Source organism: Fusibacter sp. QWL-12 (assembly GCF_058683495.1).
Genome location: NZ_CM178745.1, coordinates 1,867,500 through 1,892,483, shown reverse-complemented (window position 1 = coordinate 1,892,483; position 24,984 = coordinate 1,867,500). Strand labels below are relative to the sequence as shown.

At 38.5% G+C, this 24,984-nt stretch carries 21 protein-coding genes; 13 read left to right on the top strand and 8 right to left on the bottom strand.

Features of this window, described 5'->3' with window-relative positions; genetic code table 11:
• The first annotated feature begins 26 nt into the window (after nucleotides 1-26).
• Nucleotides 27-830 (top strand): SDR family NAD(P)-dependent oxidoreductase, encoded by an 804-nt coding sequence (locus AC4PID_RS09260; protein ID WP_492135289.1) that lies wholly within the window; start codon nucleotides 27-29, stop codon nucleotides 828-830.
• Nucleotides 831-908: 78 nt separating this feature from the next.
• Here AC4PID_RS09260 and AC4PID_RS09255 read toward each other — a convergent pair whose 3' ends face one another.
• Nucleotides 909-1,259 (bottom strand): DUF2200 domain-containing protein, encoded by a 351-nt coding sequence (locus AC4PID_RS09255; RefSeq protein ID WP_492135288.1) that lies wholly within the window; start codon nucleotides 1,257-1,259, stop codon nucleotides 909-911.
• 351 nt (nucleotides 1,260-1,610) lie between these two features.
• Here AC4PID_RS09255 and AC4PID_RS09250 point away from each other — a divergent pair, with 351 nt between their 5' ends.
• From AC4PID_RS09250 to AC4PID_RS09205, 10 genes are all read left to right on the top strand, one after another.
• Nucleotides 1,611-1,940: a hypothetical protein gene (locus AC4PID_RS09250; protein WP_492135287.1), complete on the top strand. Its 330-nt coding sequence runs from the start codon at nucleotides 1,611-1,613 to the stop codon at nucleotides 1,938-1,940.
• 9 nt (nucleotides 1,941-1,949) lie between these two features.
• Nucleotides 1,950-2,978, top strand: coding sequence for a V-type ATPase subunit (locus AC4PID_RS09245; protein WP_492135286.1), 1,029 nt, complete (start codon nucleotides 1,950-1,952; stop codon nucleotides 2,976-2,978).
• A gap of 5 nt (nucleotides 2,979-2,983) precedes the next feature.
• Nucleotides 2,984-4,951, top strand: a complete 1,968-nt coding sequence (locus tag AC4PID_RS09240) for a V-type ATP synthase subunit I (protein WP_492135285.1) — start codon at nucleotides 2,984-2,986, stop codon at nucleotides 4,949-4,951.
• A 10-nt stretch (nucleotides 4,952-4,961) separates the two neighbouring features.
• The gene (locus tag AC4PID_RS09235; RefSeq protein WP_492135284.1) at nucleotides 4,962-5,399 is read left to right on the top strand and encodes an ATP synthase subunit C; all 438 of its coding nucleotides are present in this window, start codon (nucleotides 4,962-4,964) and stop codon (nucleotides 5,397-5,399) included.
• A complete protein-coding gene (locus AC4PID_RS09230; protein ID WP_492135283.1) occupies nucleotides 5,399-5,704 on the top strand; it encodes a V-type ATP synthase subunit F in 306 nt (101 codons plus the stop codon). The genes AC4PID_RS09235 and AC4PID_RS09230 overlap by 1 nt, the downstream gene beginning before the upstream one ends.
• A gap of 61 nt (nucleotides 5,705-5,765) precedes the next feature.
• A complete protein-coding gene (locus tag AC4PID_RS09225; RefSeq protein WP_492135282.1) occupies nucleotides 5,766-6,323 on the top strand; it encodes a hypothetical protein in 558 nt (185 codons plus the stop codon).
• Nucleotides 6,310-8,079, top strand: coding sequence for a V-type ATP synthase subunit A (locus AC4PID_RS09220; RefSeq protein ID WP_492135281.1), 1,770 nt, complete (start codon nucleotides 6,310-6,312; stop codon nucleotides 8,077-8,079). The genes AC4PID_RS09225 and AC4PID_RS09220 overlap by 14 nt, the downstream gene beginning before the upstream one ends.
• Before the next feature lie 8 nt (nucleotides 8,080-8,087).
• Nucleotides 8,088-9,461, top strand: a complete 1,374-nt coding sequence (locus tag AC4PID_RS09215) for a V-type ATP synthase subunit B (RefSeq protein ID WP_492135280.1) — start codon at nucleotides 8,088-8,090, stop codon at nucleotides 9,459-9,461.
• Nucleotides 9,462-9,469: 8 nt separating this feature from the next.
• Nucleotides 9,470-10,081: a V-type ATP synthase subunit D gene (locus AC4PID_RS09210; protein ID WP_492135279.1), complete on the top strand. Its 612-nt coding sequence runs from the start codon at nucleotides 9,470-9,472 to the stop codon at nucleotides 10,079-10,081.
• Nucleotides 10,082-10,261: 180 nt separating this feature from the next.
• Nucleotides 10,262-11,614, top strand: coding sequence for a YjiH family protein (locus AC4PID_RS09205; protein WP_492135278.1), 1,353 nt, complete (start codon nucleotides 10,262-10,264; stop codon nucleotides 11,612-11,614).
• An 18-nt stretch (nucleotides 11,615-11,632) separates the two neighbouring features.
• Here AC4PID_RS09205 and AC4PID_RS09200 read toward each other — a convergent pair whose 3' ends face one another.
• The 6 genes from AC4PID_RS09200 to AC4PID_RS09175 all read right to left on the bottom strand — a co-directional run bounded on the left by AC4PID_RS09200 (nucleotide 11,633) and on the right by AC4PID_RS09175 (nucleotide 19,701).
• Complete coding sequence (locus tag AC4PID_RS09200; protein ID WP_492135277.1) at nucleotides 11,633-12,970, bottom strand: sigma-54-dependent transcriptional regulator; 1,338 nt, start codon at nucleotides 12,968-12,970, stop codon at nucleotides 11,633-11,635.
• A gap of 4 nt (nucleotides 12,971-12,974) precedes the next feature.
• Complete coding sequence (locus AC4PID_RS09195) at nucleotides 12,975-14,978, bottom strand: ATP-binding protein (protein WP_492135276.1); 2,004 nt, start codon at nucleotides 14,976-14,978, stop codon at nucleotides 12,975-12,977.
• A gap of 216 nt (nucleotides 14,979-15,194) precedes the next feature.
• Nucleotides 15,195-16,619, bottom strand: coding sequence for a Na+/H+ antiporter NhaC (gene nhaC, locus AC4PID_RS09190; protein ID WP_492135275.1), 1,425 nt, complete (start codon nucleotides 16,617-16,619; stop codon nucleotides 15,195-15,197).
• A gap of 175 nt (nucleotides 16,620-16,794) precedes the next feature.
• Entirely contained in the window at nucleotides 16,795-17,712 is a 918-nt protein-coding gene (locus tag AC4PID_RS09185; protein WP_492135274.1) for an alpha/beta hydrolase, read from the bottom strand.
• Between the two features lie 2 nt (nucleotides 17,713-17,714).
• Complete coding sequence (locus tag AC4PID_RS09180; protein WP_492135273.1) at nucleotides 17,715-18,380, bottom strand: DUF6320 domain-containing protein; 666 nt, start codon at nucleotides 18,378-18,380, stop codon at nucleotides 17,715-17,717.
• Nucleotides 18,373-19,701 (bottom strand): hypothetical protein, encoded by a 1,329-nt coding sequence (locus tag AC4PID_RS09175; protein WP_492135272.1) that lies wholly within the window; start codon nucleotides 19,699-19,701, stop codon nucleotides 18,373-18,375. Before AC4PID_RS09175 ends, AC4PID_RS09180 begins: the two co-directional genes overlap by 8 nt.
• A gap of 317 nt (nucleotides 19,702-20,018) precedes the next feature.
• Here AC4PID_RS09175 and AC4PID_RS09170 point away from each other — a divergent pair, with 317 nt between their 5' ends.
• Together AC4PID_RS09170 and AC4PID_RS09165 are read left to right on the top strand one after the other, a co-directional pair.
• Entirely contained in the window at nucleotides 20,019-21,365 is a 1,347-nt protein-coding gene (locus AC4PID_RS09170) for an APC family permease (protein ID WP_492135271.1), read from the top strand.
• 28 nt (nucleotides 21,366-21,393) lie between these two features.
• Nucleotides 21,394-22,743 (top strand): prolyl oligopeptidase family serine peptidase, encoded by a 1,350-nt coding sequence (locus AC4PID_RS09165; protein ID WP_492135270.1) that lies wholly within the window; start codon nucleotides 21,394-21,396, stop codon nucleotides 22,741-22,743.
• Between the two features lie 91 nt (nucleotides 22,744-22,834).
• Here the strand turns inward: AC4PID_RS09165 and AC4PID_RS09160 are convergent, their stop codons facing one another.
• Nucleotides 22,835-24,628, bottom strand: a complete 1,794-nt coding sequence (locus AC4PID_RS09160; RefSeq protein ID WP_492135269.1) for a diguanylate cyclase domain-containing protein — start codon at nucleotides 24,626-24,628, stop codon at nucleotides 22,835-22,837.
• Nucleotides 24,629-24,984: the final 356 nt, after the last annotated feature.

Below are 24,984 nucleotides of genomic sequence, written 5' to 3'. Positions count from 1 at the left end.
TTTAGTGTTTAAAAGGAGGGAAATATTTGCTCGTAAAAGGAAAAACCATCGTAATAACGGGTGCAAGCGGCGGTGTAGGTACTGAACTCGTTAAAGAACTACTTACTAGAGAGGCAAAGGTAATCGCCATAAGTAGAAACATCAAGGGACTTGAAGCCTTTAAGCAAACTTCTAAATATGGTAATCAGCTAATCATTTATTCTGTTGATGTCTCTAGTAAAGAGGCCGTTTCAAATGCAGTATCTCAGATCTTACAGGATGGGCATGTAGTTGATGGTCTAATCAATAATGCAGGTATCATACAACCCTTCATTGATGTAAATGATTTGGATTGGGAAAAAATTGATCAAGTTATGCACGTCAATTTCTATGGTCAGCTCTACTTTATAAAAGCTTTACTTCCCGAGCTTCTAAAAAGACCTGAAGCACATATTGTCAACGTTTCAAGTATGGGGGGCTTTTTACCAGTTCCTGGACAGGTAGTATATGGTGCATCTAAAGCTGCAGTTAGGCTATTAACCGAAGGCTTATACGCTGAACTAAAAGATACAAACATTGGCGTTTCAGTGGTTATGCCTGGCGGTATCAATACCGACATAGCAAGGCATTCTGGTGTAGAAGTTGGTGCTGGAGCAACTGATAGCGCTGCTGCAAAGATATTGCTCAGCCCAAATAAAGCTGCAACCCTAATCATAAAAGCAATGGAAAAAAACAAGCTGTCAATGAAGCTTAGCAAAGATAGTAACGTCTTCTTTTTTCTCTATAAACACTTTCCTAAATTTGCAATTCATACAATCACAAAATTTATGGCTTCTAATAAAACACATTAAAAAAAGCTCTCCATTTGTCGTTACCAGTGTTAGACAAATGTAGAGCTTTTAATCTATTTGATACCTTTTCATTCTACCTTATTTTCTAAGAATTTTCTCCATTGCCTTGCCTTTAGCCAGCTCATCTATCAGTTTGTCTAGATATCTAATTTCTCTCATCGTATCGTCTTCAATATCCTCGACGCGTACACCACAAACGACGCCTTTTATCAGTCCTCTTGAAGCATTCATCTCGGGTGCCTCTTTAAAAAAATCTTCAAATGTGACCGCAGTGTCGATTACTTTTTTTAATCCCACTTCATCATATCCTGTTAACCAAAAAATAATTTCATCTACTTCTGCTTTGGTTCTTCCTTTTCTTTCAGCCTTTGTAATATACAGTGGATATACGCCACCAAAGCTGGATTTTGTAACATCAAATTTTGCCATCTGCTTCTCCTTTTTTTCATTTATCTCATATCTGCTCAAATCCACATTCTTTGAACATGTTTGCTGTACTGCTATATAAAAAAACTCGATGTTTTTAATATACCCAAGAAAGAAATTATTCTTCACTTGTACTAAATTTTGTACGCAAATTCATAAAATTTGCACAATTCTGTAAAATCAGGTTTATAATTAAGGTAGAAACTTATATTAGACATTAAATTTTTACCGTCAAGAACATTATAACTGATTTTATTTATTTAACATAAATATTGGGTAGTTATAATGATATCTTCCGAGATAATTAATTTTACAGGATTTGAAATTTACATTAAAGATTAGAAGGTGATCAAATTGGATGATATTTTAGTTGAATCCGTATTAAAACGAATTATTGAGATTGACGAAAGCACCGATCAAACAATTGAACAGCTCCAAGCAGAAATAAAAGATCGAGAGAAAAAGCTCAAGGATATTCGGCGCAATATTGAAAACAATTCCAATCTCCTTCAGGCAGAGCAAGGTAAAAAGCTTTACGACCTCATCCTTTCTGAAGCAAATAAGGAGAAGGAAGAAAAAGAAACTGAGTGTAGAAGCAAACTAGAGTCGATGGATCAGCTGTACGAATCTGGTAAGGAAGCACTGATTAAGGATGCGCTTAGCAAATTAAATCTACAGCGTTAGGAGGCTATTGTGGACAAAGTTGGCACACATGCAGCCGCTATCGCGAAGGCAAAAGCCATTATGGGTCGGCTGCTAACGGATCATCATTATAAAGAGCTTCTCAAGCTTGAGACCTTTCAAGAGGTTATTGATTATTTGAGAAACCAAACGCATTATCATGCTGTGTTGGAGTTTACTGAGGGCGAATCCTTAGATCAAATAGAGGTTCGCATTGAAAAGTACTTCTTTAATACTTACGAAAAATTTTACCATTACTACGTCGATAACTATCGCGATTTTTTTAAAGCTTTGTTATTTCGATATGAGGTTGAGAACTTAAAACTCTACCTTAGATTATTGGCGAGGGACGATAAGATTGAAAACCTTGAAACGCACTTGATTTTTTCTTCACTTTACTCAAATTTGGATTATGCAAAACTGAGCAAAGCTACGACCATCACCGAGTTTATTGAAGGATTAAAAGACACGCTTTACTATAATCCACTGAAACAATTCATCGAGGACGACTCTTCATTAATGGTCTTCCATATGGAAATGGTGCTCGACAAACTCTATTTTGATCGACTTTACCTTGCCATCACTAAGCTGGGTAAGTACGATCGTGAAATTATGCTTGAGCTGTTAGGGATTAACATCGACATCCTCAATATTCAGTGGCTCTATAGAGGGCGACGATTCTTTGATATATCTTCAGAGGAACTTTTCAACTTTACGCTATTACATGGTAGACGCTATGATGAAAAAGCCATAAAGATGTTGTGTTATCTGCCCTTAGATGAGTTTAGAACTTTTATCTCAAGTGGCGATTACAGAGATATCTTCAGCGATAAAGAATATATGATGGAACGTGCAATGGAAAGGCACCTCTATTATGCACTCAATGATTATACAAAAAAGGCAACTTTTTCAATCGCAGTTCCCGTGGTACTACTTTTTAAATTCGAATACGAAATTAGAGATTTATTTACCATCTTGGAGGGCATTCACTACCGTTCAGAGGATGTGAAAGACTTGCTTATCCGAGAGATTGAGAGGTAATTTAAATGGCAATTAAAAAACTATCTATGGTCAATATAGTCTGTCGTAGGAACGGACTAGATGAGTTGATTCGTGACTTGATTCTCATTGGTAAATGCGAGTTCATAGATACATTTTTGGAGATCAACGAAGGTGAATTCAATATTGGTATCTCCAAAGAACATGCAGATGAAATCTTGGATATGGAGGACATCGTCCCCATTAAAGAAAACAAGGAAATCAAGCAGTACACGCAAAAACTCGAGCAGACGTTACAGGATATGAAATACGAGCCTAAAATTAAGACCAAATACATGCACGGTGAGCATCATTTCGAAAAGATTAAAAAAGAGATCGACCAACTTTGTGATGATTATGCCAGTCAAACCGAAGATATCCGGCGTCTTTCAGAAAACATCCAAACGCTTGAAGATCTAAAACCACTTGATTATATGAAAAATATAGATGTGGACTTTAGCAAGCTCATTAATCTACATCATTTCACTATGAAGTTTGGTTATTTAACACGTGAAAAGGCGCGCAAAATCGCACAAAACTATGAAAATATCAAAGCAATCGTTCTTCACGTCGGTAGCTCAGAGGAAAAGGAATTTTATATGATTCTGACACCAAAGAGTTTAGATGTGGAGATGGGGCGAATTTTAAGAAGTACAAACTTTATGGAAATCATGATTCCTGAAAGCTATCTAGATGTACCTTCGAAGATGCTGGATCAGATTCATGAAGATTTACACGCTTATAAGCACCAGTTAAAAGAAGTTCTCGATAACGCCAAGCACAAACTCAACGCTCAAAGCGAAGCCATCGATATCTTGTATTCTAAACTGATAATGGAAGCTAAGATCGACACGATCCGCGTGAAAGTAGGCGCAACAGCAAATTTTGCTTACTTGTCTGCTTGGGTGCCAAGTGAGAAACAGGATCATTTTGAAGACGCATTCGCAAAACACCCTGATATCTTAGTTTCATATAAAACTGCGGAGGAAGTTTCTCCACTCATCCCCGTACCAACTAGGATGGAAAACAATTTTTTTTTTCAGCCATTCGAAACACTCGTGAATATGTATGGCACACCATCTCACAACGAGATTGACCCAACCGCTTTTATGGGAATTGCCTATGTCTTTTTATTTGGTGCCATGTTTGGCGACCTTGGACAAGGGCTAATTCTAGTATTAGCTGGTTTACTTCTTAAGAAGAAAGTAGCACCTGAATTTTGTGGTATCTTAACCCGTATCGGCGTTGGTTCAATGCTGTTCGGGGTTCTATATGATTCATTTTTTGGATATGAAGAAGTGATTTCAAAATTCTTACCAGGGCTTTACTATCTTAGACCGATTGAAAATATTAATTTGATTCTCGAGCTTGCCATAGGCGTTGGGATCTTCCTACTCTATGTCAGCTTCGTCTATAGTATTATCAATAAACTAAGAGTTGGGGATATCGAGGAAGGTGTATTCGGACGAAATGGCTTTAACGGTGCCTTTTTAATGACGTTCCTCATCCTATTGGTTTTGAATCTGGGCTTTAAGATTGTGATCCTTCCAAATATAATACTGTACATCGCAATCCTCGTTTCCTTGGCATTACTTGTGATTAAGTTGCCACTTACAAACTTAATCAAGCACGGCAAGTTTGGATTTAGGTTAGAAGATGAATCCGATGGCTATTACATCGAAAGTGGTTTTGACGTATTAGAAACCTTGCTCAGCACGTTAAGTAATAGCACTTCATTTATACGGGTTGGCGCATTTGCACTCAACCACGTCGGTCTGTTTATTGCTTTTCAAACGTTGGCAGATTTGATCGGCAATACAGGTGGTAATATTTTTATGTTCTTTTTAGGCAATGCGATTATTATCGGATTAGAAGGTCTTATCGTATTTATACAGGGACTAAGACTTTTCTATTATGAAATCTTTAGCAAATACTATTCAGGTGATGGCGTGCCCTATATGCCTGATAAACTATAGGAGGTAGCACATGTTTTATGTTATAAGTCTTGGGTTAGTCGTTGTATTTACCGTAGGTCTCGGCTTTTACTTTATGAATAAGGAAGACCCTAATGCGAAGGGTAAGTTAAAATTCATCCTCGGCGCAAATGTTGCTTTGTTCATCATGATGCTCGTTGCAGGAACAGTTTCCGCATTCTCTGGCGCTTCATTTGCTGCAACTGGTACGACTGCAGCAGCTACCACTACCACAAGTGCTTCAGGACTGGGATTCATCGCTGCATCTCTATCAACTGGGCTTGCTACGATAGGTGCTGGTTATGCTGTTGGTAGCGTTGGCTCTTCTGCCCTCGGCGCTGTATCTGAAAATCCAAAGATCCTTGGTAAGACGCTTATTTTCGTAGGTCTTGCAGAAGGGATTGCCATCTATGGGTTGATTATCTCTATTTTAATTTTAGGAAAATTATAATGCGATCCTATTGTCTTTGTGAGTCTCAGGAAACATTAACAGCGATGCGTTTGGGCGGTATAGAAGGCAAACTCATCCACTCAGACGAGGAGGCGAAGTCACTCATCGATCAGCTGATAAAGGATTCTCAAATTGCTTTAATCATGGTATCTGAGAACATTCACAATCGCATTAAGCCTTATATTATGCCGATTAAACTGGAATGTAAGCATACACTTATCATTCAAATCCCAGAAACCGATGGTCTAAAGGACAAAGATTACATTATGAAGTACATCAAAAACTCCATTGGTCTAAAATTATAATAAAGAGGGTGATCTTATCATTACGATAGACGTAAAAATAGACCTCTTCTCAAAAATGGTTATGGAAAAAGGGGCATCAGAAGATCGACGTGTTTTAGAAGCGTTGAATCGTAAGTACGCTCAAATTCTTGATGACCTTGAAGTCAAATATCATGAGCAGAGAAGTCAATATCTTGAGGGCGTTAAAAAAAGAGCCCTTCAAGACAAAAACAAGCTTTTATCTAAAACTGAATCAGAAATTCAAAAGAAAATTCTCATAAAAAAGAATGAACTCTTTAATCGACTGATGACCGACCTTAAGTCGGCTATTATGAACTTTACAGAATCGCAGGGTTATGCAACCTATTTTAAAGAGAAGTTTGAAAAGGCGATGAAGGATTTCGAAGGTGAAGACGATGTTTTGGTTGGCGTTAAAGCCTTTGATGTCGATCTTCTCCCAATTAACATGCGCTCACATATTGATGATACAATCATCGGTGGCTTTTACCTCGTCAGAAATAGCAGAGTCAAATACGATTACACCTTAAATACTGAACTGGAACACATCATGGATGATCTTGGCTGGCAAGTAAACGCCTTATTCGAGGACGATGAGGAGATTCAGAATGAAAGCGAATGAAGGAAAAATCATATACATTAATGGCCCTGTTATTAAAGGAAGCCAAATGGAAGAATTTAAAATGCGCGAGATGGTTCTCGTCGGTGAAGATAAACTCATAGCTGAAGTCATCTCTATTGATGATGCCATAGGGACCATTCAGGTCTACGAAGAAACCGAGGGCATCGAGCTGGGTGAAACCGTCTACGGCTTGGGGGTTCCCCTCTCACTTAAGCTAGGGCCAGGGTTAATCGGTAGCATCTTCGATGGCATCGGAAGACCCCTTGAGCGCATCGATCAAATGAGTGCTGATTTTATCCCAAATGGGATTGGCTTACTCAGTATCGATCTTGAGAAAAAGTGGGATGTGACCTTTAAAGTTTCAGTTGGTGATACTTTAGCTGCAGGCGATATCTATGCGACCATAGGCGAATCAGGGCTCGTTGAGCACCGATTGATGGTGCCGCCTGAACTCAACGGCACAGTTGCTTTTGTTGCAGAAAATGGCTCTCATAGCGCCGATGAAGTGGTTATGAAAATTACAGATGCTTTGGGCATCACACACGATATTAAGATGTATCAAGAATGGCCCGTTAGAAAAGCGAGACCTTCAAAGCGCAGAATGAAAATCTCTAAGCCACTCGTCACTGGGCAGCGTGTTTTTGACTGTTTCTTCCCTATTGCAAAGGGTGGAACTGCGGCTATCCCTGGTGGCTTTGGTACGGGAAAAACCATGACGCAGCATCAGCTTGCCAAGTGGTCAGATGCCGATATTATCGTTTACATTGGATGCGGAGAGCGTGGGAATGAGATGACAGATGTTCTTGAAGAATTTCCAAAACTCATCGATCCGAAATCGGGAAAAGCCATTATGGAGCGAACGGTTTTAATCGCCAACACCTCAAACATGCCTGTTGCTGCTCGTGAAGCCAGTATCTATACAGGGATCACCATCGCAGAGTACTATCGCGACATGGGTTATCATGTGGCAATCATGGCGGATTCTACTTCTAGATGGGCTGAAGCACTTCGTGAAATCAGCGGTCGTCTAGAGGAGATGCCTGCTGAAGAAGGCTATCCTGCTTATCTCCCTTACCGACTGGCAGAATTCTATGAGCGCGCAGGTTATGTGACGACCTTGAACGATCAAGAAGGCTCTATCACAGTTATTGGTGCAGTCTCCCCTGCGGGCGGTGACTTCTCTGAACCGGTAACGGAAAACACAAAGCGTTACGTCAACGCATTTTTAGCACTGGACAGAAAACTCGCATACTCGAGACATTATCCAGCGATCAATTGGCTGACCAGCTATAGTGGCTATGTTAAAATGTTGGGCGATTGGTATGTGACAAATGTCGGTGAAGATGCACTGGTAATGCGAAATAATGCTATGAAGCTCCTACAAGAGGAAAGCAAGCTATTGGATATCGTTCAATTGGTCGGCGAAGACGTTTTACCAGATTCACAGCGCTTGGTACTTGAAATCTCTAGGATTTTAAAGACAGGTATCCTACAACAGAACGCATTTCATAAAGATGATTCATTTGTGCCGATTGCAAAACAGTTCAGTATGCTGAAAGTCGTCTTACACCTTTACGACAGAGCGAAAGCTTGTTCAGAGCTTGGCATCCCAATCTCTCGGATCAAAGATTCAGCTCTGTTTGAGCGCGTGGTTAAGATGAAATATACAATTCCAAATGATTATAAAGAGCCAATTGACGCCTTAGTTCGAGACATCGATGGGTATTATGACGCTTTAACGTCAGAATACGAATAGGAGGCACCATGCTAAAGGAATATTTGAGAATAGATAAAATAGAAGGCCCTTTAATCTTCTTAAAAGGGATCAACGAAGCCAAATATGGCGAAATCATCGAGATCTCTGTGGAAGGTCAAAGACGTCTTGGAAAGGTCATCAAAATAGACGCACATATGGTGGTTGCACAGGTTTTTGAAGGGACTTCAGGAATGAGTACCGTCAATAGCTCTGTTCGTTTCACTGGTCAGCCGCTTACGATAGGTTTATCAAAGGACATCCTCGGAAGGATGTTCAATGGTGTTGGAGAACCCATCGACGGTGGTGGTCCTATCTTTGCTAGCAAGCGGTATAACATTAATTCAAGGCCGATTAATCCAGTGGCTAGACAATACCCTAGAGATTTCATCGAAACAGGTATCTCAACGATCGACACCTTGTTTACGCTGATCCGTGGCCAAAAGCTTCCCATATTTTCAGGAAATGGTCTAACACATAAGGAGCTGGCTGCTCAGATCGTTAGTCAAGCCAAAATCGCCTCTGAATCTGAACAAAAATTTGCCGTATGTTTTGTCGCTATAGGGATTACTAAAGACGATGGTGCTTACTTTGTCGAACGATTTGAGGAAAGTGGCACGATTAACAACGTCGTCATGTTCATGAACTATGCCGACGATCCTGTCACCGAGCGTTTGAGCATCCCTAAATGTGCTCTAACAGCCGCTGAATATCTTGCATTTGAAGCAGATATGCATATCCTTGTGGTCATGACCGATATGACCAGCTACTGCGAAGCCTTAAGAGAAATCGCTTCCGCTAAGGAAGAGGTACCGAGTAGAAAAGGTTATCCAGGGTATCTTTATTCAGATCTTGCGTTTATTTATGAACGCGCTGGTATGTTAAAAACTAAGAATGGCTCTATTACCTTCTTACCGATACTCACCATGCCAAATGACGACATCACACATCCTATTCCAGACCTTACTGGGTATATCACTGAAGGACAGATCGTTCTCTCAAGAGAACTTTCCAACAAGGACTTCAATCCACCAATCAACGTCATGCCTTCCCTTTCAAGACTCATGAAGGATGGCATCGGAGAAGGGTTTACGCGAGAGGATCATCCAGACCTTGCCAATCAGCTATTTTCAGCTTATTCAAAGGTTTTGGACATCAGGTCATTGGCACAAATCATAGGTGAAGCGGACTTATCCGATATCGACAAGCATTACATGACCTTCGGTAAAAGATTTGAAGAAGAGTTCGTCAACCAAGGCTTCTCTACCCGCCGCACTATAATTGACAGCTTAAACTTAGGCTGGGAGCTCCTCGGCGAATTGCCACCAGAAGCCCTCGACCGCCTCAATGACGAGTTGATTCGTAAGTATTATAGACGGAAATAAGGTGTATTATGGAAAAAATGACGCCAACCAAAGCCAACTTAATGAAATCAAAATCACTCCTTGCCTTCTCTAAGCAAGGGTATCAGTTGCTAGATAAAAAACGTACGGTTTTAATTCGAGAAATGATGTCCATGATGGAAGAGGTAGAGACCCTTCAAAAGGATATCGACGAGGTGTTTACAGAGGTCTATGAAGCCCTCAAGCACGCCAATATCACTATGGGAACCAATGCAGTTATGGAAACGGCTCTCTCTATACCAAAGGACGAGGACATCAGCATCCTGAATAAAAGCGTTATGAACGTCGAGTTGCCGACCATTAAGCAGACCAAACGTGGCAATGCGCCTTCTTACGGTTTTTATAGGACAAATTCAGCGGTAGATATTACTGTGACGAAGATGAAGGATGTTCAGCAGCTGCTCTACCGACTAGCTGAGGTTGAGAATGCGGTTTTCAGATTGGCTGAAGAGATTCGAAAAACCAGCAAACGCGCCAATGCTCTGGATAAGATTCAGATCCCTAAGTATTCAGAGCTCACCAAATGGATCGAAGATTCCTTGGAAGAAAAAGAGCGCGAAGATTTCTTTAGACTGAAACGGGTTAAGGGGAAAAAGTTCTAAAAAAATCAGTTATCTAATTTTACATGAACTATTAATTGAACTCCTAATTGATCAATTACTCAAACATGTATTTCAAGATTGTGTATTTTTATTCACAAATATGTATATATATTGTTTGCGAAACCTCCTCGTGTTATACTGGCATAGTTGTCATTTTATAATACTTTTGGAGGTTTTATTTTGGGAAAATTTAAATTTATCATCCTATCGTTGATAGGATTTATATTCTTTTTGGTTCCGATAGAATTAATGGGCGAAGAAAAAATCGCCATTTCACACATCGTCAATTTTATTACGGGTAACTTCTTCGATGCCTTTATCCTTTTCACGATGGTCTGTGCATGGATTGTTATACTGGGTACAGTGCTATTTAACTGGATATCAGTAAAAAGTCAGTACTGGAATTCTGTGTTCAAAACATCATGGCTCAACCAGATCTTAAGAATTGGTGGTTCTTTCTTATATCTCATGGTCTTGTCCAACTGGTTTAGCAATTTCTCGTGGGCCGAGCCGATTCTCAACCCAAACACAGGTGGTGTCATGGCTGGTGATGGCGGCCTTTTAACCACTTTATACATTACTTTCTTTGTTGGGATCATCGCACTACCATTACTCACGCATTTCGGTTCAGTTGAGTTCTTTGGCATCTTACTTGGACCGGTGGTTAAAAAGCTCTTCAATGTGCCCGGTTATTCCGCTGTTGATGCTATCGCTTCTTTCGTAGGAGATGGTACCATTGGAATCGTCGTTACCGACACTCAATATCAAAGAGGCTACTATAATAAAAGAGAAGCTTTTATCATAGCGACAAGCTTCTCTATCGTAGGGATTGCATTTGCATCTGCAGTTGCAGAAGAACTTGGTTTCTCAGCAATTTTCCCAATTTTCTATGGCACCATCTCATTAATTACAGTGATTCTTGCTGTGATTACGTCTAAACTGCCACTTAAAAAATTTGCCCCTACTTACTATGAAGGGGTCACACCAAATGAGATCCGATTACCTGAGGGAACATCGAGACTTGCTTACGCATTCTCTGAAGCCACAGAAACCGCAGGAAAAACAAACGTTGGTAAATCTTTTATCGATGCATTAAAAAGCGTAGTTCATATCTATGTCGGCTTCTTACCGATTATCATGTTTGTCGGTACATTTTCACTGATCGTTGCAGAATACACACAGTTTTTTAGTTTTATCAGTGCACCATTAATTCCGCTTTTTCAGATCGTTGGCTACAGCCACGAGGTAGCAACCTTAATGGCACCTGCTAGCGTGGTTGGTTTTGCTGACATGTATCTACCTGCACTTTTCATAGGGGAATCATTATCAGAATCCTCACGTTTCTTTATCGGTGTCTTAGCATTTACGCAGCTTGTCTTTATGTCTGAGACAGGTATGGTACTGGTTAAAAGTAAAATTGGACTTAACTTTTGGGATGTAATAAAGGTATTTGTCTTCAGAACCTTGCTATCAATTCCACTTTTATTCATCCTTACAAGAGGATTGATCTTCTTAGGGATATTGGTACATTAGATTGAGGGATCTGCCTAACTAATTTTTCTTAATATCGTACTCGTGACATTTGTTATACAACTGTCTTGAGCTAATTTCAAGAATATCAGCCGCTTTATTATAATCGTATTCTACCGAAGCAAGAACCGATTTGATATGAGCGGTTTCCGCAATCCGTCTCACTGTTTTTAAACTTTTATCGCTGTCTGTGGTTTTAAGTGGATTGATGATAAAGCCCTCATCCATTTGTAAAACCCCTTCAGGCGATAAAACGACCAATCTTTCTACAAGGTTCTTGAGCTCTCTTACATTCCCTGGATAGTCATAACTGTAAAGTAAATTTTTAAGTTTTGGCTCTATACCAGTAAATTTCTTTTTTAAATCAATCGAAGCCTTTTCTACGAAATAGTCGATTAGGTTAGGGATATCCTCACGTCTTTCCTTAAGTGAAGGAATTCTGATGATCACCGTGCTCAGTCGATAATAGAGATCTTCTCTAAATGTCATATTTTTAATGGCTGCACTTAAATCCTTATTGGTTGCAGCAATTAATCTAAAATCTGTTTTGATGACTTCATTGCTACCGATTCGCGTAATTTCTCGATTTTCAATATTCCTAAGAATCTTGATTTGCGTAGATTCAGGCAAATCCCCTACTTCATCTAAAAACAGTGTGCCTTGATCTGCAGCTTCAAATCGCCCGATACGACGGCCAGTTGAACCTGTAAAAGCGCCGCTTTCATGACCATAGAGTTCACTTTCTATCAGTGATTCAGAAAAACTGTAACAATTTACAGGCATGAAAATATTGTTCTTTCTTTGACTGTTCATATGGATGAACTTTGCGAAAACCTCCTTTCCTACACCGGAATCACCCAGGATAAGAATATTGGAATTTGAGGCAGCAGCTCTTTTAGCGATGTCTATCGCACGATTAAATATCTCACTTTTAGAATCCAGCATGATGTTGTTATCTACAACCGCATCTCGAAGCATTCTGTTTTCTGCATCTAATTTTCTAATCTTCTGTATCTTATCCAAATCAAACAGAATTTCTTCTGGATTATTGCTCTTGATAAAATAGGAGAATGCCCCCAGCTTCATAGCTTCAACCGCATTTTCTATACTGCCGAATGCCGTCATAATAATGGTTTCAATCAGTGGATACTCTTCTGAAGTGAATTTCAACAATTCAATCCCATCACATTCTTCCATAACCAAATCCGTAATGAGTACATCAAACGCTTCCTGACTGAGCATACGTTTTGCTGTATTACCATTATCAGCATGCTTAACCTGATAGCCTTTTCTATTTAAAATAATACCCAGCAATTCTCTAAAGTCCTGTTCATCATCAACAACCAATACTTTTAGCATTTCTTCACTCCCTCATTGGCATTCTTACTGTAAATTTACTGCCTTGGTTTAGCTTGCTCTCTACGTTTATCGTCCCGTTAATCTTTTCCACTTGTGAATAGACAATGTATAGGCCCAGTCCAGTCCCCTGTCCAACTGGCTTTGTGGTATAAAACGGATCAAAGATCTGTTCAATTTGCTCTTCTGAAATGCCCATGCCTTCATCTTCTACTGAAATCTCGATGTCGTTTTCTATTTCGCGTACAACGACGGATAATTGACCTTCACGGTTCATCGCCTCAATACCATTGCCCACTAAGTTCGTGATGATGTGTCGCAGTGCATTTTCCTTTGAAATGACATAAATTTTAGGATCAACCTCTACTTTAAACTTTACCGCTCTATTTTCTGGACTCTTTTTATAATAATTGATCTGTTCTTCAAGTAAGTGACTTATGTTAATGCTCGTGTCTTGTCCTTCATCCAGCCTCGAATACTTTAAAAGGCTCTCAATAATCTGGCTCGCTCTAGAAACCGATCGTTCAATTGAGTTGATTGCGATTGCATGATCCTGATCTAAATCCGCAGTGTCTTTTAATATATAGGAAGAGTTGCGAATCGTGCCCAGTGGATTTCTAAGCTCATGTGCAATGCCAGCAGCAAGTCGTCCAACTGCAGCCATTTTATTGGATTGAAAGATCTGTGCTTTTTGAATCCGTTCTAAGGTTTCATCTGAAATGATGATTAATACGAGCTCTTGTTTTGAATCGACTGGTGTGACATGACACTGATAGATATGATTTACATTTGAAAACTCAAAGGTTACACCATATTCAGCTTCATATATTCTATGACCTGTTCTCTCATAATATTTCTGGTTCAAAGACTTAAGAAAAGCATGATCCTCTATAGATCTCCCTTCCTTAATTTCAGATATTTGCGGTTCTAGTTGTAGTTTTCCTGTGGCTTTTCTTATCTTGCCCTTAGGATCTACTAAGATTATGGTCGACTTAATATTGTTTAGGATGATTTCATGTTCGTCTGTAATCTGTCTTAAATCCAAGGTACGCTCATCTACAAGTTTCTTTAGATTTCTATTCCAGGCAAAAATCAAATAAAGTAAGATGCCAAAAAGTGCGATCACAACAAAGACAATGCTTTTCATCTTTTCGTTGGTTCTCTTGATTTCGTTGGCTGAATCGGTACCCAGCCATTTCCCTTGAATTTTCTGTAGAATACCACTTTTTTTCATTTTAAAAATGGCCTTATTCAGAATTGGTTTTAAGTCTTCATGCGTCTTTGGGAGACCCAGCACAGTGTACGATTCGTAGATCTTTTCTGGTAGTATCTCGTATTTACTGACATTCCTCACATCGTTCAGATGGTTCTTTATTACTGGTTCATCCCCTACAATGGCATTAACCTCACCATTTTCTAATAGCGACATGGCTTCGGTAAGATTATCAGTATATACAAAATTCGGATAAATATTTTTGTCGTACAAGCTTTCTATTACATAATCACCACTTTGAACAGCAACAGAAATCCCATTCAAGTCTTCAACTGCAATAATCGTTTTTGCATCTTCAGAGTTGATTAAAACTGAGCCATTAAGATCATAAATTCGATTTGTAAACAGATAATCTTTGCTTCTATTAGGAGAAGGCGTTAAATCCACAAAGTCGATTTCACCCTCTTTCAAAGCTTCAAGGGCTTCCTCCCAAACCAGTGGACGCATCTCAATTTCAGTCTCAAGCTCTAAGGATAGGGCATAGATTAAGTCCGTCATCAGACCATAATATTGATCGGTATCCTCATAATACTTCCCCAGAGGTGGCTCTGTTATGTTGCCACCATACGTCAAAGTGCCATAACTTTTCAAAACAGCACGTTCTTCAGCTGTAATATCAGATGATAATGCAATGTATTCAAAAATATTTAAGTTGTAATCGATATTGATAAAATTATTTATAACCACTAATGCGATCACTAACAATACAATTCCAGTTACACCAAGCTCTCTTCTCACGAATCTGCCTCAACTATCTTTTTATTTTGATGCTTAATATAATCTTTGAGCATTGAGCCTTCAGATTTTACCACAAGCAAGATTGTGTCTAAATAAAAATCTTCGGACATCGAGTCCTCAGATTTTACATCAAGTTCCTTGCTGCTTAATAATATAAAAACCGGAGTCATCTCCGGTTTTTAGTATATCACAGATTAAAATTTGACTGAATAACAACTATGCTGCTTCAGCTGATGCATCCAACGGTTGAATGACAGATGCTTTATCATCTTCTAGTTTCGCCACAGTTACACCGACAAAGCTCAATAGAATTACGATAATTGGCATCGTATAATTGAAAATTGCCCATGGTGCATATTGTAGCGTCGGAACCCCTAATACACCCATTAAGAATACACCACAGGTATTCCAAGGAATAAGTGCTGAAGTGAGCGTCCCTGAAGATTCAAGTGCATTGGATAACGTCTTAGGATGAAGCCCTCTATCGTGATAAGCTTTTGAGTACATACGACCTGGAACGACGATAGAGATGTACTGTTCTGGCATCGTCATGTTTGATCCGATACAAGTTAAAATCGTAAGCGTAATTAAGCTCGTTGTACTGTGTACCAATTTGAGTAGTTTCTCGACAATAACATCTAATTGACCTGTTTTTTCCATGATTCCGCCAAACATCATCGCGATAATTGTAAGCGATATAGAATACATCATGTTCATTAAACCACCTGAAGACAACAAGCTATCTACAGATTCAATACCAGTTGCTGATTCATAACCACCGTAGCTCACATTTAGAATATCGCCAAAGTTAACCCCTTGGAAGATCGGTGCCATGATAGCACCTAAAATGATACCGATAAAAATACCAGGAATAGCGGGCATTTTTCTTGAGATAAGGAAAATAACCACTAATGGTGGTAATAATAAAATTGGCGATAATGTAAACGCACCTTCAAGTCCGCTTTTCATCGTTTCAATGGTTGTTAAATCAACATTTGTACCACTAAATTTAAGTCCAACAATTGCAAAAACAGTTAAAGTAATCCCATATGCAATTACAGTTGGTTTAAGCATAAATTTAACGTGTGTGAAAACATCTGTACCCGCCATAGCAGGTGCTAAATTTGTCGTATCTGATAATGGTGACATCTTATCACCAAAATAAGCACCTGATATAACCGCACCAGCAGCGATAGGCGCAGGAATGCCAAGGCCTGATGAGATACCCATCAAAGCGATACCAATAGTACCCGCAGTTCCCCATGACGTTCCTGTAGCAAGTGATGTCACAGAGCTAATTAATACGGTTGCAACCAAGAAAATCTTAGGTGACAAAATGTTTAATCCATAATAAATCATCGATGGTACGACACCAGATAAAATCCAAACCCCGATTAAAACACCAATAATTGCTAAAATAATAATTGCTTGTAGCGCTTGACGGATCCCATCGAACATAAACTGTTCTACGTCATGCCACTTGTGACCGATTTTAAGTGCCATCATGGCTGCAATTGCAGTACCAATCAGCATCGGTATGTGCGGGTCTGCACCAAACACTGCAATCCCTACCCCCATAACCAAAATAAGCATAGCAAATGTTGAAACTGCCTCGATCAAATAAGGTGATCTCACTTTCATTTGTAACCCTCCTCTTATTTCTTCCATATAAAAACCTACTACTTTAACTGCAAATGCCATGCCAAGTAATAGGTTTGTATTTTGAAGGGTTATAAAGTTTTCAATGAATGTTTTTTTGAAATAAATTTCAATTCAATTGAAATATTTTTCAAAATAGTTAGAATATTGACTCGGATTACTCTAATTCTTTTAAGTCCCCTAAAAATTCAGCTATTTCTTTCCACGCTTCCTTTGACTCTGGAATCAAATCGCCCGCCATTTGAAAATCATGGAACATGCCATCATAAACATGTAGCCACACTTTTACGCCTTCTTTTTTGGCTTTTTCTGCTACTCTAATCGAATCTGATAGTAGCATTTCATCGCCACCCACCTGAATCAGCATCGGTGGAAAATCAGTGTAATCTCCAAAAAGGGGTGACACATACGGCGTTTGTTGATTTGCTTTTCCTAAATAATCTCTGTTGTATAAAAGTGATTTCTTAGTTTTACCAAATAACGGATCATTTTCATAATTAAATAGATAAGAGGCGCCACTTGCCGTCATATCCGTCCACGGAGACATTGCAATGATTGCCTTTGGTAAATTTCTTCTGTAATGCTTTAGATATAGACAAACCGCTAGCGCAAGTCCGCCTCCCGCAGAATCACCTGCAATTATTATATTTTCCTCTTTAAACCCCTGTCTGATCAACCAATCAAATGCATCTACGGCATCGACTAAGGCTTCTGGATAAGGATGCTCTGGTGCGGTTCTATAGTCAGGCATCAAAATCATAACGTCTTCTGTACTTTCACAATACTTCATCGCCATAAGTCGATGTCTGTTTTTTAATTTCCCAACATAGCCACCTCCATGTAGATAAAGGATGGCGATTGTGGCTTTTGAACCATTCTTAGTCACTGTTTCCATAGTAAATTGTGCTTTCTTTACGGTCTCACTCTTAAAGCTTTGTGGATAGATCCATTTGAAGATACTTTTACTTTTTAGATTCGTACCGACGTTTATTTTAAGTCCAACCAGCTTGGTTGAAGCTATACTGGCAATCATATTTCGTGCGATTTTACCTCTAATGCTAGGCTCTTTTGACATGTTTACCTCACGTGAAATCTTCGTTTAAGTTCATTGGATGCACGTTTGCCACCAATGATGATGGTGCCTAAAAATAATAAAACAGAGTAGCCTGATGCCACGTGACTAAGGTTCATCTTCGTCAGTAATCCCATTTTATTTAGTATAAAGGGGAGGATGCTCCAGAGGATTGTAAAAAGCTCAATCATCATATAGCTTTGCCAATTTCTGATATTGATGATCATAGCGACGACGATGCCTGTGTTAACAAGGATTATTGCAGACGGCAGAACGTAATTTAGAGACCAGCCTCTAAATCCTGTTAGTAGATCAATTAGTACCACACAGATAACCCCAATGGTCACAAGCATAATGCTCTTGGTTCGATACTCGTAGCCTTCTTTAAAGGTAACTCTAAGTGCGATAAATACATAAAATAAGACGACACCTACCAGCACTGACCAATAGGAGTTTTCATACGTCCTATAATTGAAATACGCGAGAAAAGTCTCAACCACAATTGCCACAAAAGCATAGACTCTAATCATAAGATCAATGCGCTTAGCAATGACGCGTACATTGGGATATAAATTCTCAGCTGGCTCAGTTTTCTCCAAAACACTTTGACACAGCGGACAAACGGCATGATTGTCTTTAATTTCTATGTTACATTGATTGCATCTACTCATCGTACACCCCATTACTTTCTATAGTAACGTCTATGCCTAGCTCCACAAACTTTCTGAAGAAGCGCCTTTGAATCGCTGGCTTTACTAAAATCGAACTAAACGTATACGATAGAACTCCGTTATAGGAACAGACAATTCCCTTTAGATTTTGGCCTTTTGATAATGCAATAATCGCATTACATTTATCAATATAAGGCTCATACTCTTCCTTGAAAACGACATTGCCTAGATTAGATATCGTTGAAGTATTTGCAAGAGATGCCTTTCTGAAAATATAATACATCGCAAGTTTTTTAATCTCCAGTGGTAAAACTTGGATTAAAAGATTCTTTTCATTAGAAACATTATAAGAGACGATCTTCATTAAATTTTCAGGTGTAATCTGATTTCTAAGGCTAGTTTTTACGATTTCAAGCACCTCTTCAAATGTATAATCATCATTTTCTGCTTGAAATTCGGATGATACCACCGCGAAGAAATTCTTTGTAGTTATTGACTCAAAAAAACCTCTTAAGTTTACGGGAACGGCGATTCTTATGGCTTTATTATTTTTAACCTCTTCTTGATGCTCCTTATAAATGCTATACGTGTAAACCCCAACTAAAAGCTCATTTATGGTGACACCAAAATTTCGAGCAACTGCTTTAAGCTGATCCACCTGCATGTAGCCGTGTAAGATACCTACTTCATTTTTGGTCAGCTTAGATCCTTTAATTAAAAACGCCCGATTAGAAACATAAGGTTTGGCCGCTTTTTTCTTAAAGTTACTTAAAAAGCTATCCTCACGGTTCATAGAGGTTTCACTACTCAAGGTATCGCCAAGATTTTCGCGTAATGTCGGGTGGACCAATCTCAGGTATTGATAGGTAAGCTCTTTTAAAAAAGCCAAACTTCCCATGCCATCTGATAGAACATGGAAGACTTCTAGATTGATCTTCTTTTTATAGTAACTGACCCTAAACAAATAGCTCCTATTTTTATGTGGGACGATGAGTCGGCACGGATAGTAGGATTCTTCCTTCACAGTTGGTGCGGGTTTACCATTTTTCTCAAAATAATACCAAAAAAGTCCCTGTCTCAATCTAACATTAAATCCCTTAAACTTTGGCAAGACAATTGAAAGAGCCTCTTGAAGCTTTTCAGGTATAATATCCTCCTTTAGAATTACACTGATGCGATACACATTCGACATATTTTCACCTGCTATTACGGGAAAAATATGTGCGGTATTATCGAGCTTATCCCACCAAATTTCAGCATCGTTAAAAAAGGCTTCTCTCTTTTTGCGTCTCTCTTCTTTTTTGCTTTCTCTATCTGGCATATAAATTACCTTCCTAATATAAAAATCACAGAAACTTCTCTTGGAGTTGCTTTCTGTGATAATAGAATTCGTCTTTTTATTGCAATTAAATTATTGAGCGTTTTGATGATTTTCCTATTGTGTTGTTTTTATAAATAATTATCCTTATAATGCTTATTTATAATTATAAACGCGTTTTTGAAAGCCGTAAAGAAAACTAATGTTCAAAATTGTTTATAACTTATCTATATTTCTAAACGCTATGTATTATATAAATACATTGACAGAGTTATCTGAAACCCTTAAAATTACACCTAACATTAACCAAGGGGTGTAGGATGGAGAAAAAATTAGAGAAAAAATATGGGCTACCCACTGCTATCGCAATGGTAGTCGGCGTCGTAATCGGTTCTGGAGTCTTCTTTAAAGCCGATGACGTTTTAACACTTACTAACGGTAACTTAATATTAGCTTTACTCGCATGGGGTTTGGGTGCCTTTTCCATGATTTTCGGATCATTGGTATTTGCTGAGTTTGCACAAAGAATTGAAAAATCAAATGGTATTGTAGACTACTCAGAGATGGCATACGGCAAACGCTTTGGCTATTTGGTCGGATGGTTTAAAGGCGTGCTCTACTATGCGCCACTATCAGCGATCCTCGCTTGGGTAGCTTCACTCTATACGATGATACTATCAGGTAGCGACAATCCTTCGAATTCACCAATGACATGGGGATTGGCACTTATTTACCTAGTCGTTATCTACCTAATTAACTACCTTGCGCCTCTTTTAGCTGGTAAACTGCAAGTTGGCTCTACGGTGATTAAGCTGATACCACTTAGCTTAGTGGCTATAATTGGGACGATTTCTGGTCTTCTTAATCACGTTACTTTTGATAATTTCTCATCAGCAGTAAGTTCGATAGGCAGCTCCGGTGGTACACTTGCAAACGCGGTTGTTGCAACTGCTTTCGCTTATGAAGGATGGATAACGGCAGTGACGATCAACAGCGAAATTAAAGACTCAAAGAAAAATCTCCCTAAAGCACTTATTTTTGGCGCATTTATCGTATTTGTGGTCTACGTCATGTACTTCTTAGGAATCGCATCAGTATTACCAACCTCTGAAATCATTGCTCAGGGAGATGGTGCCATCACAACTGCGACAACACAGCTGTTTGGATCTGTAGCTTCCACAATTTTAACGGTGTTCGTTATTATTTCTTGTTTAGGAACACTGAATGGCCTCGTTCTTTCTACTATTCGTATTCCATATTCTTTGGCGATTAGAAATCAAGGTCCTTTTCCAAAGAAAATTGCGCTTGTTAACCCTAAGTCAGGTATCCCGACTTATTCCGCGTTATTCGCCGCAGCATTATCTTTGTTTTATACCGCACTTTGGTACGCAAGTATCAACGAAACCTTTGGCAGATATATTGGACTCGATGAAATCCCTATCGTCATGATTTATGGCTTATATATTTTCCTCTACATCTGGTACATTAGAACGTTTGACGATCTCGGTTTTGGGAAACGCTATGTCGTTCCGATCTGTGCCATTCTAGGTGCTCTTGTCATCGTTTATGGTGGTATAACCAATCCTAGTATTGGACTTTATCTCATTGTCTCTCTTGCAGCAGTGGGTTTAGGAATGTTATTCTATAGAGAAGAAACCGCAAAATAACGTTTTTTCTACTAAGGAGGTCATCCACTTGACTTATAAAACTGTCACCAACGGATACGATTGGGGTCCAGCGATCGATAAAATCATCCTCGATCTAGAAATCATTATCGACTCAAATAAGGTAACCGAAGAAGCCTTTAAAGTAACCGTTCGTCGTAATTTTGAAGAGGTACAGGAAGCACAAAGAAATGTATTGAATGCTTACACCTCAGATGAGCTAGGAAATGTCTCTGATGATAGTCGATATATCACACTCGAACTCGAAGTAGGTCCCACTAGAACTGAAGGATCGCCTTTTAACTATAATCGACTTACAGGACGTAATGAATACGTTCAAACCAGCTATGAGATTTCAATTTCAAAAGAAACGCTAGTTTCAAATGCTACCGATACTTCAGTGGCTACAGCGCTCATGGATAACCCGACGATTAAAGCCTTTGCTGGTGATATCAAGCCACTTTGCGATCGTTTTAAGCACAATCAAGCGTTTGAAGTGGATCATGTGAAACTTAGCTATGCATACTTTGAACCGAACCACAAAAAACCAACTCACTTAGATCAAGATATAGATTCCATGACAGAAGCTAAAGTGCCGCTCATCATATGGCTCCACGGTGCTGGTGAAGGTGGAAATGATACAAGCATCGCCGTCTTAGGGAACAAAGTCACCTATTTAATACAACCTGAGATTCAAGCTCTTTTTGGCAATGAGGGTGCGTATGTTCTCGTTCCACAAGTACCGACAATGTGGATGGATTACAACGGTAAAAGTGTTTACAACAACACCGTTTTAAATAGTGATGGTCATTCACATTATACGATCGCACTAAAAACATTGTGTGATCATTTTCTAGCTGAACACGTGGATATTGACACCGATCGGATCTACATTGGTGGTTGCTCTAACGGTGGTTATATGACAGTTAAAATGCTCGTTGAATACCCAGACCTCTTCGCAGCAGCTTATCCAACTTGTGAGGTCTATGAAACAGAGTGGCTAACAGATGAAAGAGTTGCCAAAATTAAAAATATCCCTCTTTGGCTCGTCCATTCACAAGATGATCCAGTTGTAAGGATTTCTGAGTTTGATATGACTTGTGGTATTCCCATTATTGATGAAAAAGGTCATTTCATACCAACTGACACATACTCAAATGCACTTTATCAAAGACTCAAAAACTCTGGGAATAAAAAAATATATTATAACCAGTATGATCAAGTGATAGATCCTTCCGGTAAATATTTGACACCGGATGGTGAACCCTATAAGTATCATGGACATTGGTCTTGGGTCTATACACTTAGCAATACTTGCTCACAGATCATAGATGGAAAAACCATTTACTTGTTTGAATGGTTGGCTCAACAAAAAAAGTAATACTACATTCCTTAAAAGAATAAAAGGACACCGCATTAATCTCTGATGCAGTGTCCTTCTTAATTATTAAACTATGTCTCGTTAGTCTTAACTAGCTATCCTTGTAATCCTTAATATATGGGAAATACTTCACATCCTCATTTTTAAAATGACCCTCAACGACAGTTATCAACAAAAATGAGAAGAACTCCACTGCATTAATGTCCCTTTGAATGGTCTTTTGAAAAATTGATTTTGTCCTATTTAACAGAGCTTCATGAACCATTTTATGCATTTCAACATTTGGAAATCCTGCTTTATATAGGATCTCAACTTCATCATTAAAATGCTGTTCCATCTCCTGGATTACAAGTTCAACATTTCTTACAGTTTCATCAAATGAAGACTGTTCAAGTGCACTTTCAACGATTTTGTTGCACCGTTCTAAAATTGCTCTATGTTCATCATCGATGATTTTACATCCAGAGTTTGAAGATTCATCCCAGTCCACTTTTACAAGGATGTTCTCTTCGGTATTGTAATCACTTGCAGTAATTTTATTCTTACCAGTATTTTTAGATGTGTAAAGTGCATGATCAGTTCTAAGAAACCATGACTCAATGTACTCTTTCATTTTCCATTCAGAATATCCGACACTAGCTGTCACGCCATAAGCTTTACTAATTTCCAACATCTCAATTTCGTATCGAATCCTTTCAGCTACATAATTAGTACCATCAAGATTTGTGTTTGGAAGTAACAGAATAAACTCATCTCCACCCCATCTAGCAAATACATCTTCCGTTCTGATGATGGTTTTTAACTTTTTTACCACTTCAAGTAGCACTTCATCCCCTGCGGAGTGACCATGTTCATCATTCACATTCTTAAAGTGATCTAGATCAAAATAGATCATACCTATTGGTCGATTACTTCTTAACCCGTTACTAACTTCCTCTCTTAATCGAAAGTTAAAATATTCTCTCGTATATATTTGCGTGAAGCGATCTAATATATATTTGCTTTCCAGTTCAACCTTGTCTTTTAGTACCTGACTGTAATTTCTCATCCATGAAAATATGCGCCATGAAATTAAAATGCTGAAGATTATGCAGATCATGAGGATAATTAAAATCTGTTTTATTCTATAATCCCAACCACCAACAGGTACAACATACACATCCCATCCACCTAATGCATCTTCTGTTCGAAATTGTAGTGGATACTCACTTAGAACCTCTTTATTCCCATATAAGATTTCGTCAGGTTGATCGGCAGATGTTATCAAATATTCCATTTTATAGTTTTCAGAATTTTCATCGACAAACTTAAATGCATTTTCTGCTTTGAGTACAATGCTTACCATGCCCCAATAAGACGAATCTTTCAGAAGTGGCATTCGGACAATAAATGCTGTACCACCTTGAATTAAGTTTACTGGACCTATGAAAAGCGTTTCTAAGTTGTTCTTTACTCTTAGAACATCCTCTGCTTGATCCGGAATTTCAGCCAAATCTCTACCTATGACACTTTCGTTGCCTTTAAGTGGATAAACCCATTCGATCGTGGTATCTACAAGAACCCCTATACTTCTAATATCATCAAGATGATCCTTCAAAAGAAAATCTAAATATCTATAAATCTCTACCTCATCTGTCGTATCTTTTAATTCAACATAAGCTGCAAAACCGGATAGAAGACTTATATTCTGATTTTTAAAATCTCTAATCTCATCAATTAAACTATAGTAAGAGACAGTTGCATTGTTCTCATTATCTTCTTTTACTCTCATAGAATAATTGTATATAAAAACAGAACTCACAAACATAAGTAAAATAAAAACTGAAAATGAAACAAATAAGGCAAGTCTATAATTCTTTTTTAGTTTGGTTTTTAGCTGAACCATGTATATGCTCCTAATCTTCTTAGTTATGAATCTCTGAATCTAAACACATAAATACTTCCTTATACTAATATATACTAAATTTATGTTTTTTACGCATAAAGTTTTGAAAACACCAATATTGAAGCGGTAAGGTCTATATTTTGAATGATTTAGTTTTGACTTTCAATCTAATGCTATCAATTTTTGATGAAAAAGTATTGTTTGATCATAATAATTTGTCAGTGCGTTTAAATATCCACTTTTGAATCATGATTTACTATCGGTTTTATTAGCTCCCAAGAGAATGTTTCTACTATCGTTCGGAGATGCTTAATTCTTAAAAGTGAGTCTTTCGTGCAAGATTCTTCCGATAAATC

Bases quoted from the DNA above. Each gene is read 5' to 3' on its own strand.
- AC4PID_RS09235 (WP_492135284.1), top strand. From the start codon at position 4,962: ATGTTTTATGTTATAAGTCTTGGGTTAGTCGTTGTATTTACCGTAGGT.
- AC4PID_RS09160 (WP_492135269.1), bottom strand. From the start codon at position 24,628: ATGGTTCAGCTAAAAACCAAACTAAAAAAGAATTATAGACTTGCCTTA.
- AC4PID_RS09240 (WP_492135285.1), top strand. From the start codon at position 2,984: ATGGCAATTAAAAAACTATCTATGGTCAATATAGTCTGTCGTAGGAAC.
- AC4PID_RS09255 (WP_492135288.1), bottom strand. From the start codon at position 1,259: ATGGCAAAATTTGATGTTACAAAATCCAGCTTTGGTGGCGTATATCCA.
- AC4PID_RS09220 (WP_492135281.1), top strand. From the start codon at position 6,310: ATGAAAGCGAATGAAGGAAAAATCATATACATTAATGGCCCTGTTATT.
- AC4PID_RS09215 (WP_492135280.1), top strand. From the start codon at position 8,088: ATGCTAAAGGAATATTTGAGAATAGATAAAATAGAAGGCCCTTTAATC.
- AC4PID_RS09180 (WP_492135273.1), bottom strand. From the start codon at position 18,380: ATGAGTAGATGCAATCAATGTAACATAGAAATTAAAGACAATCATGCC.
- AC4PID_RS09210 (WP_492135279.1), top strand. From the start codon at position 9,470: ATGGAAAAAATGACGCCAACCAAAGCCAACTTAATGAAATCAAAATCA.
- AC4PID_RS09225 (WP_492135282.1), top strand. From the start codon at position 5,766: ATGGAAAAAGGGGCATCAGAAGATCGACGTGTTTTAGAAGCGTTGAAT.
- AC4PID_RS09230 (WP_492135283.1), top strand. From the start codon at position 5,399: ATGCGATCCTATTGTCTTTGTGAGTCTCAGGAAACATTAACAGCGATG.
- AC4PID_RS09200 (WP_492135277.1), bottom strand. From the start codon at position 12,970: ATGCTAAAAGTATTGGTTGTTGATGATGAACAGGACTTTAGAGAATTG.
- nhaC (WP_492135275.1), bottom strand. From the start codon at position 16,619: ATGAAAGTGAGATCACCTTATTTGATCGAGGCAGTTTCAACATTTGCT.
- AC4PID_RS09175 (WP_492135272.1), bottom strand. From the start codon at position 19,701: ATGCCAGATAGAGAAAGCAAAAAAGAAGAGAGACGCAAAAAGAGAGAA.
- AC4PID_RS09185 (WP_492135274.1), bottom strand. From the start codon at position 17,712: ATGTCAAAAGAGCCTAGCATTAGAGGTAAAATCGCACGAAATATGATT.
- AC4PID_RS09170 (WP_492135271.1), top strand. From the start codon at position 20,019: ATGGAGAAAAAATTAGAGAAAAAATATGGGCTACCCACTGCTATCGCA.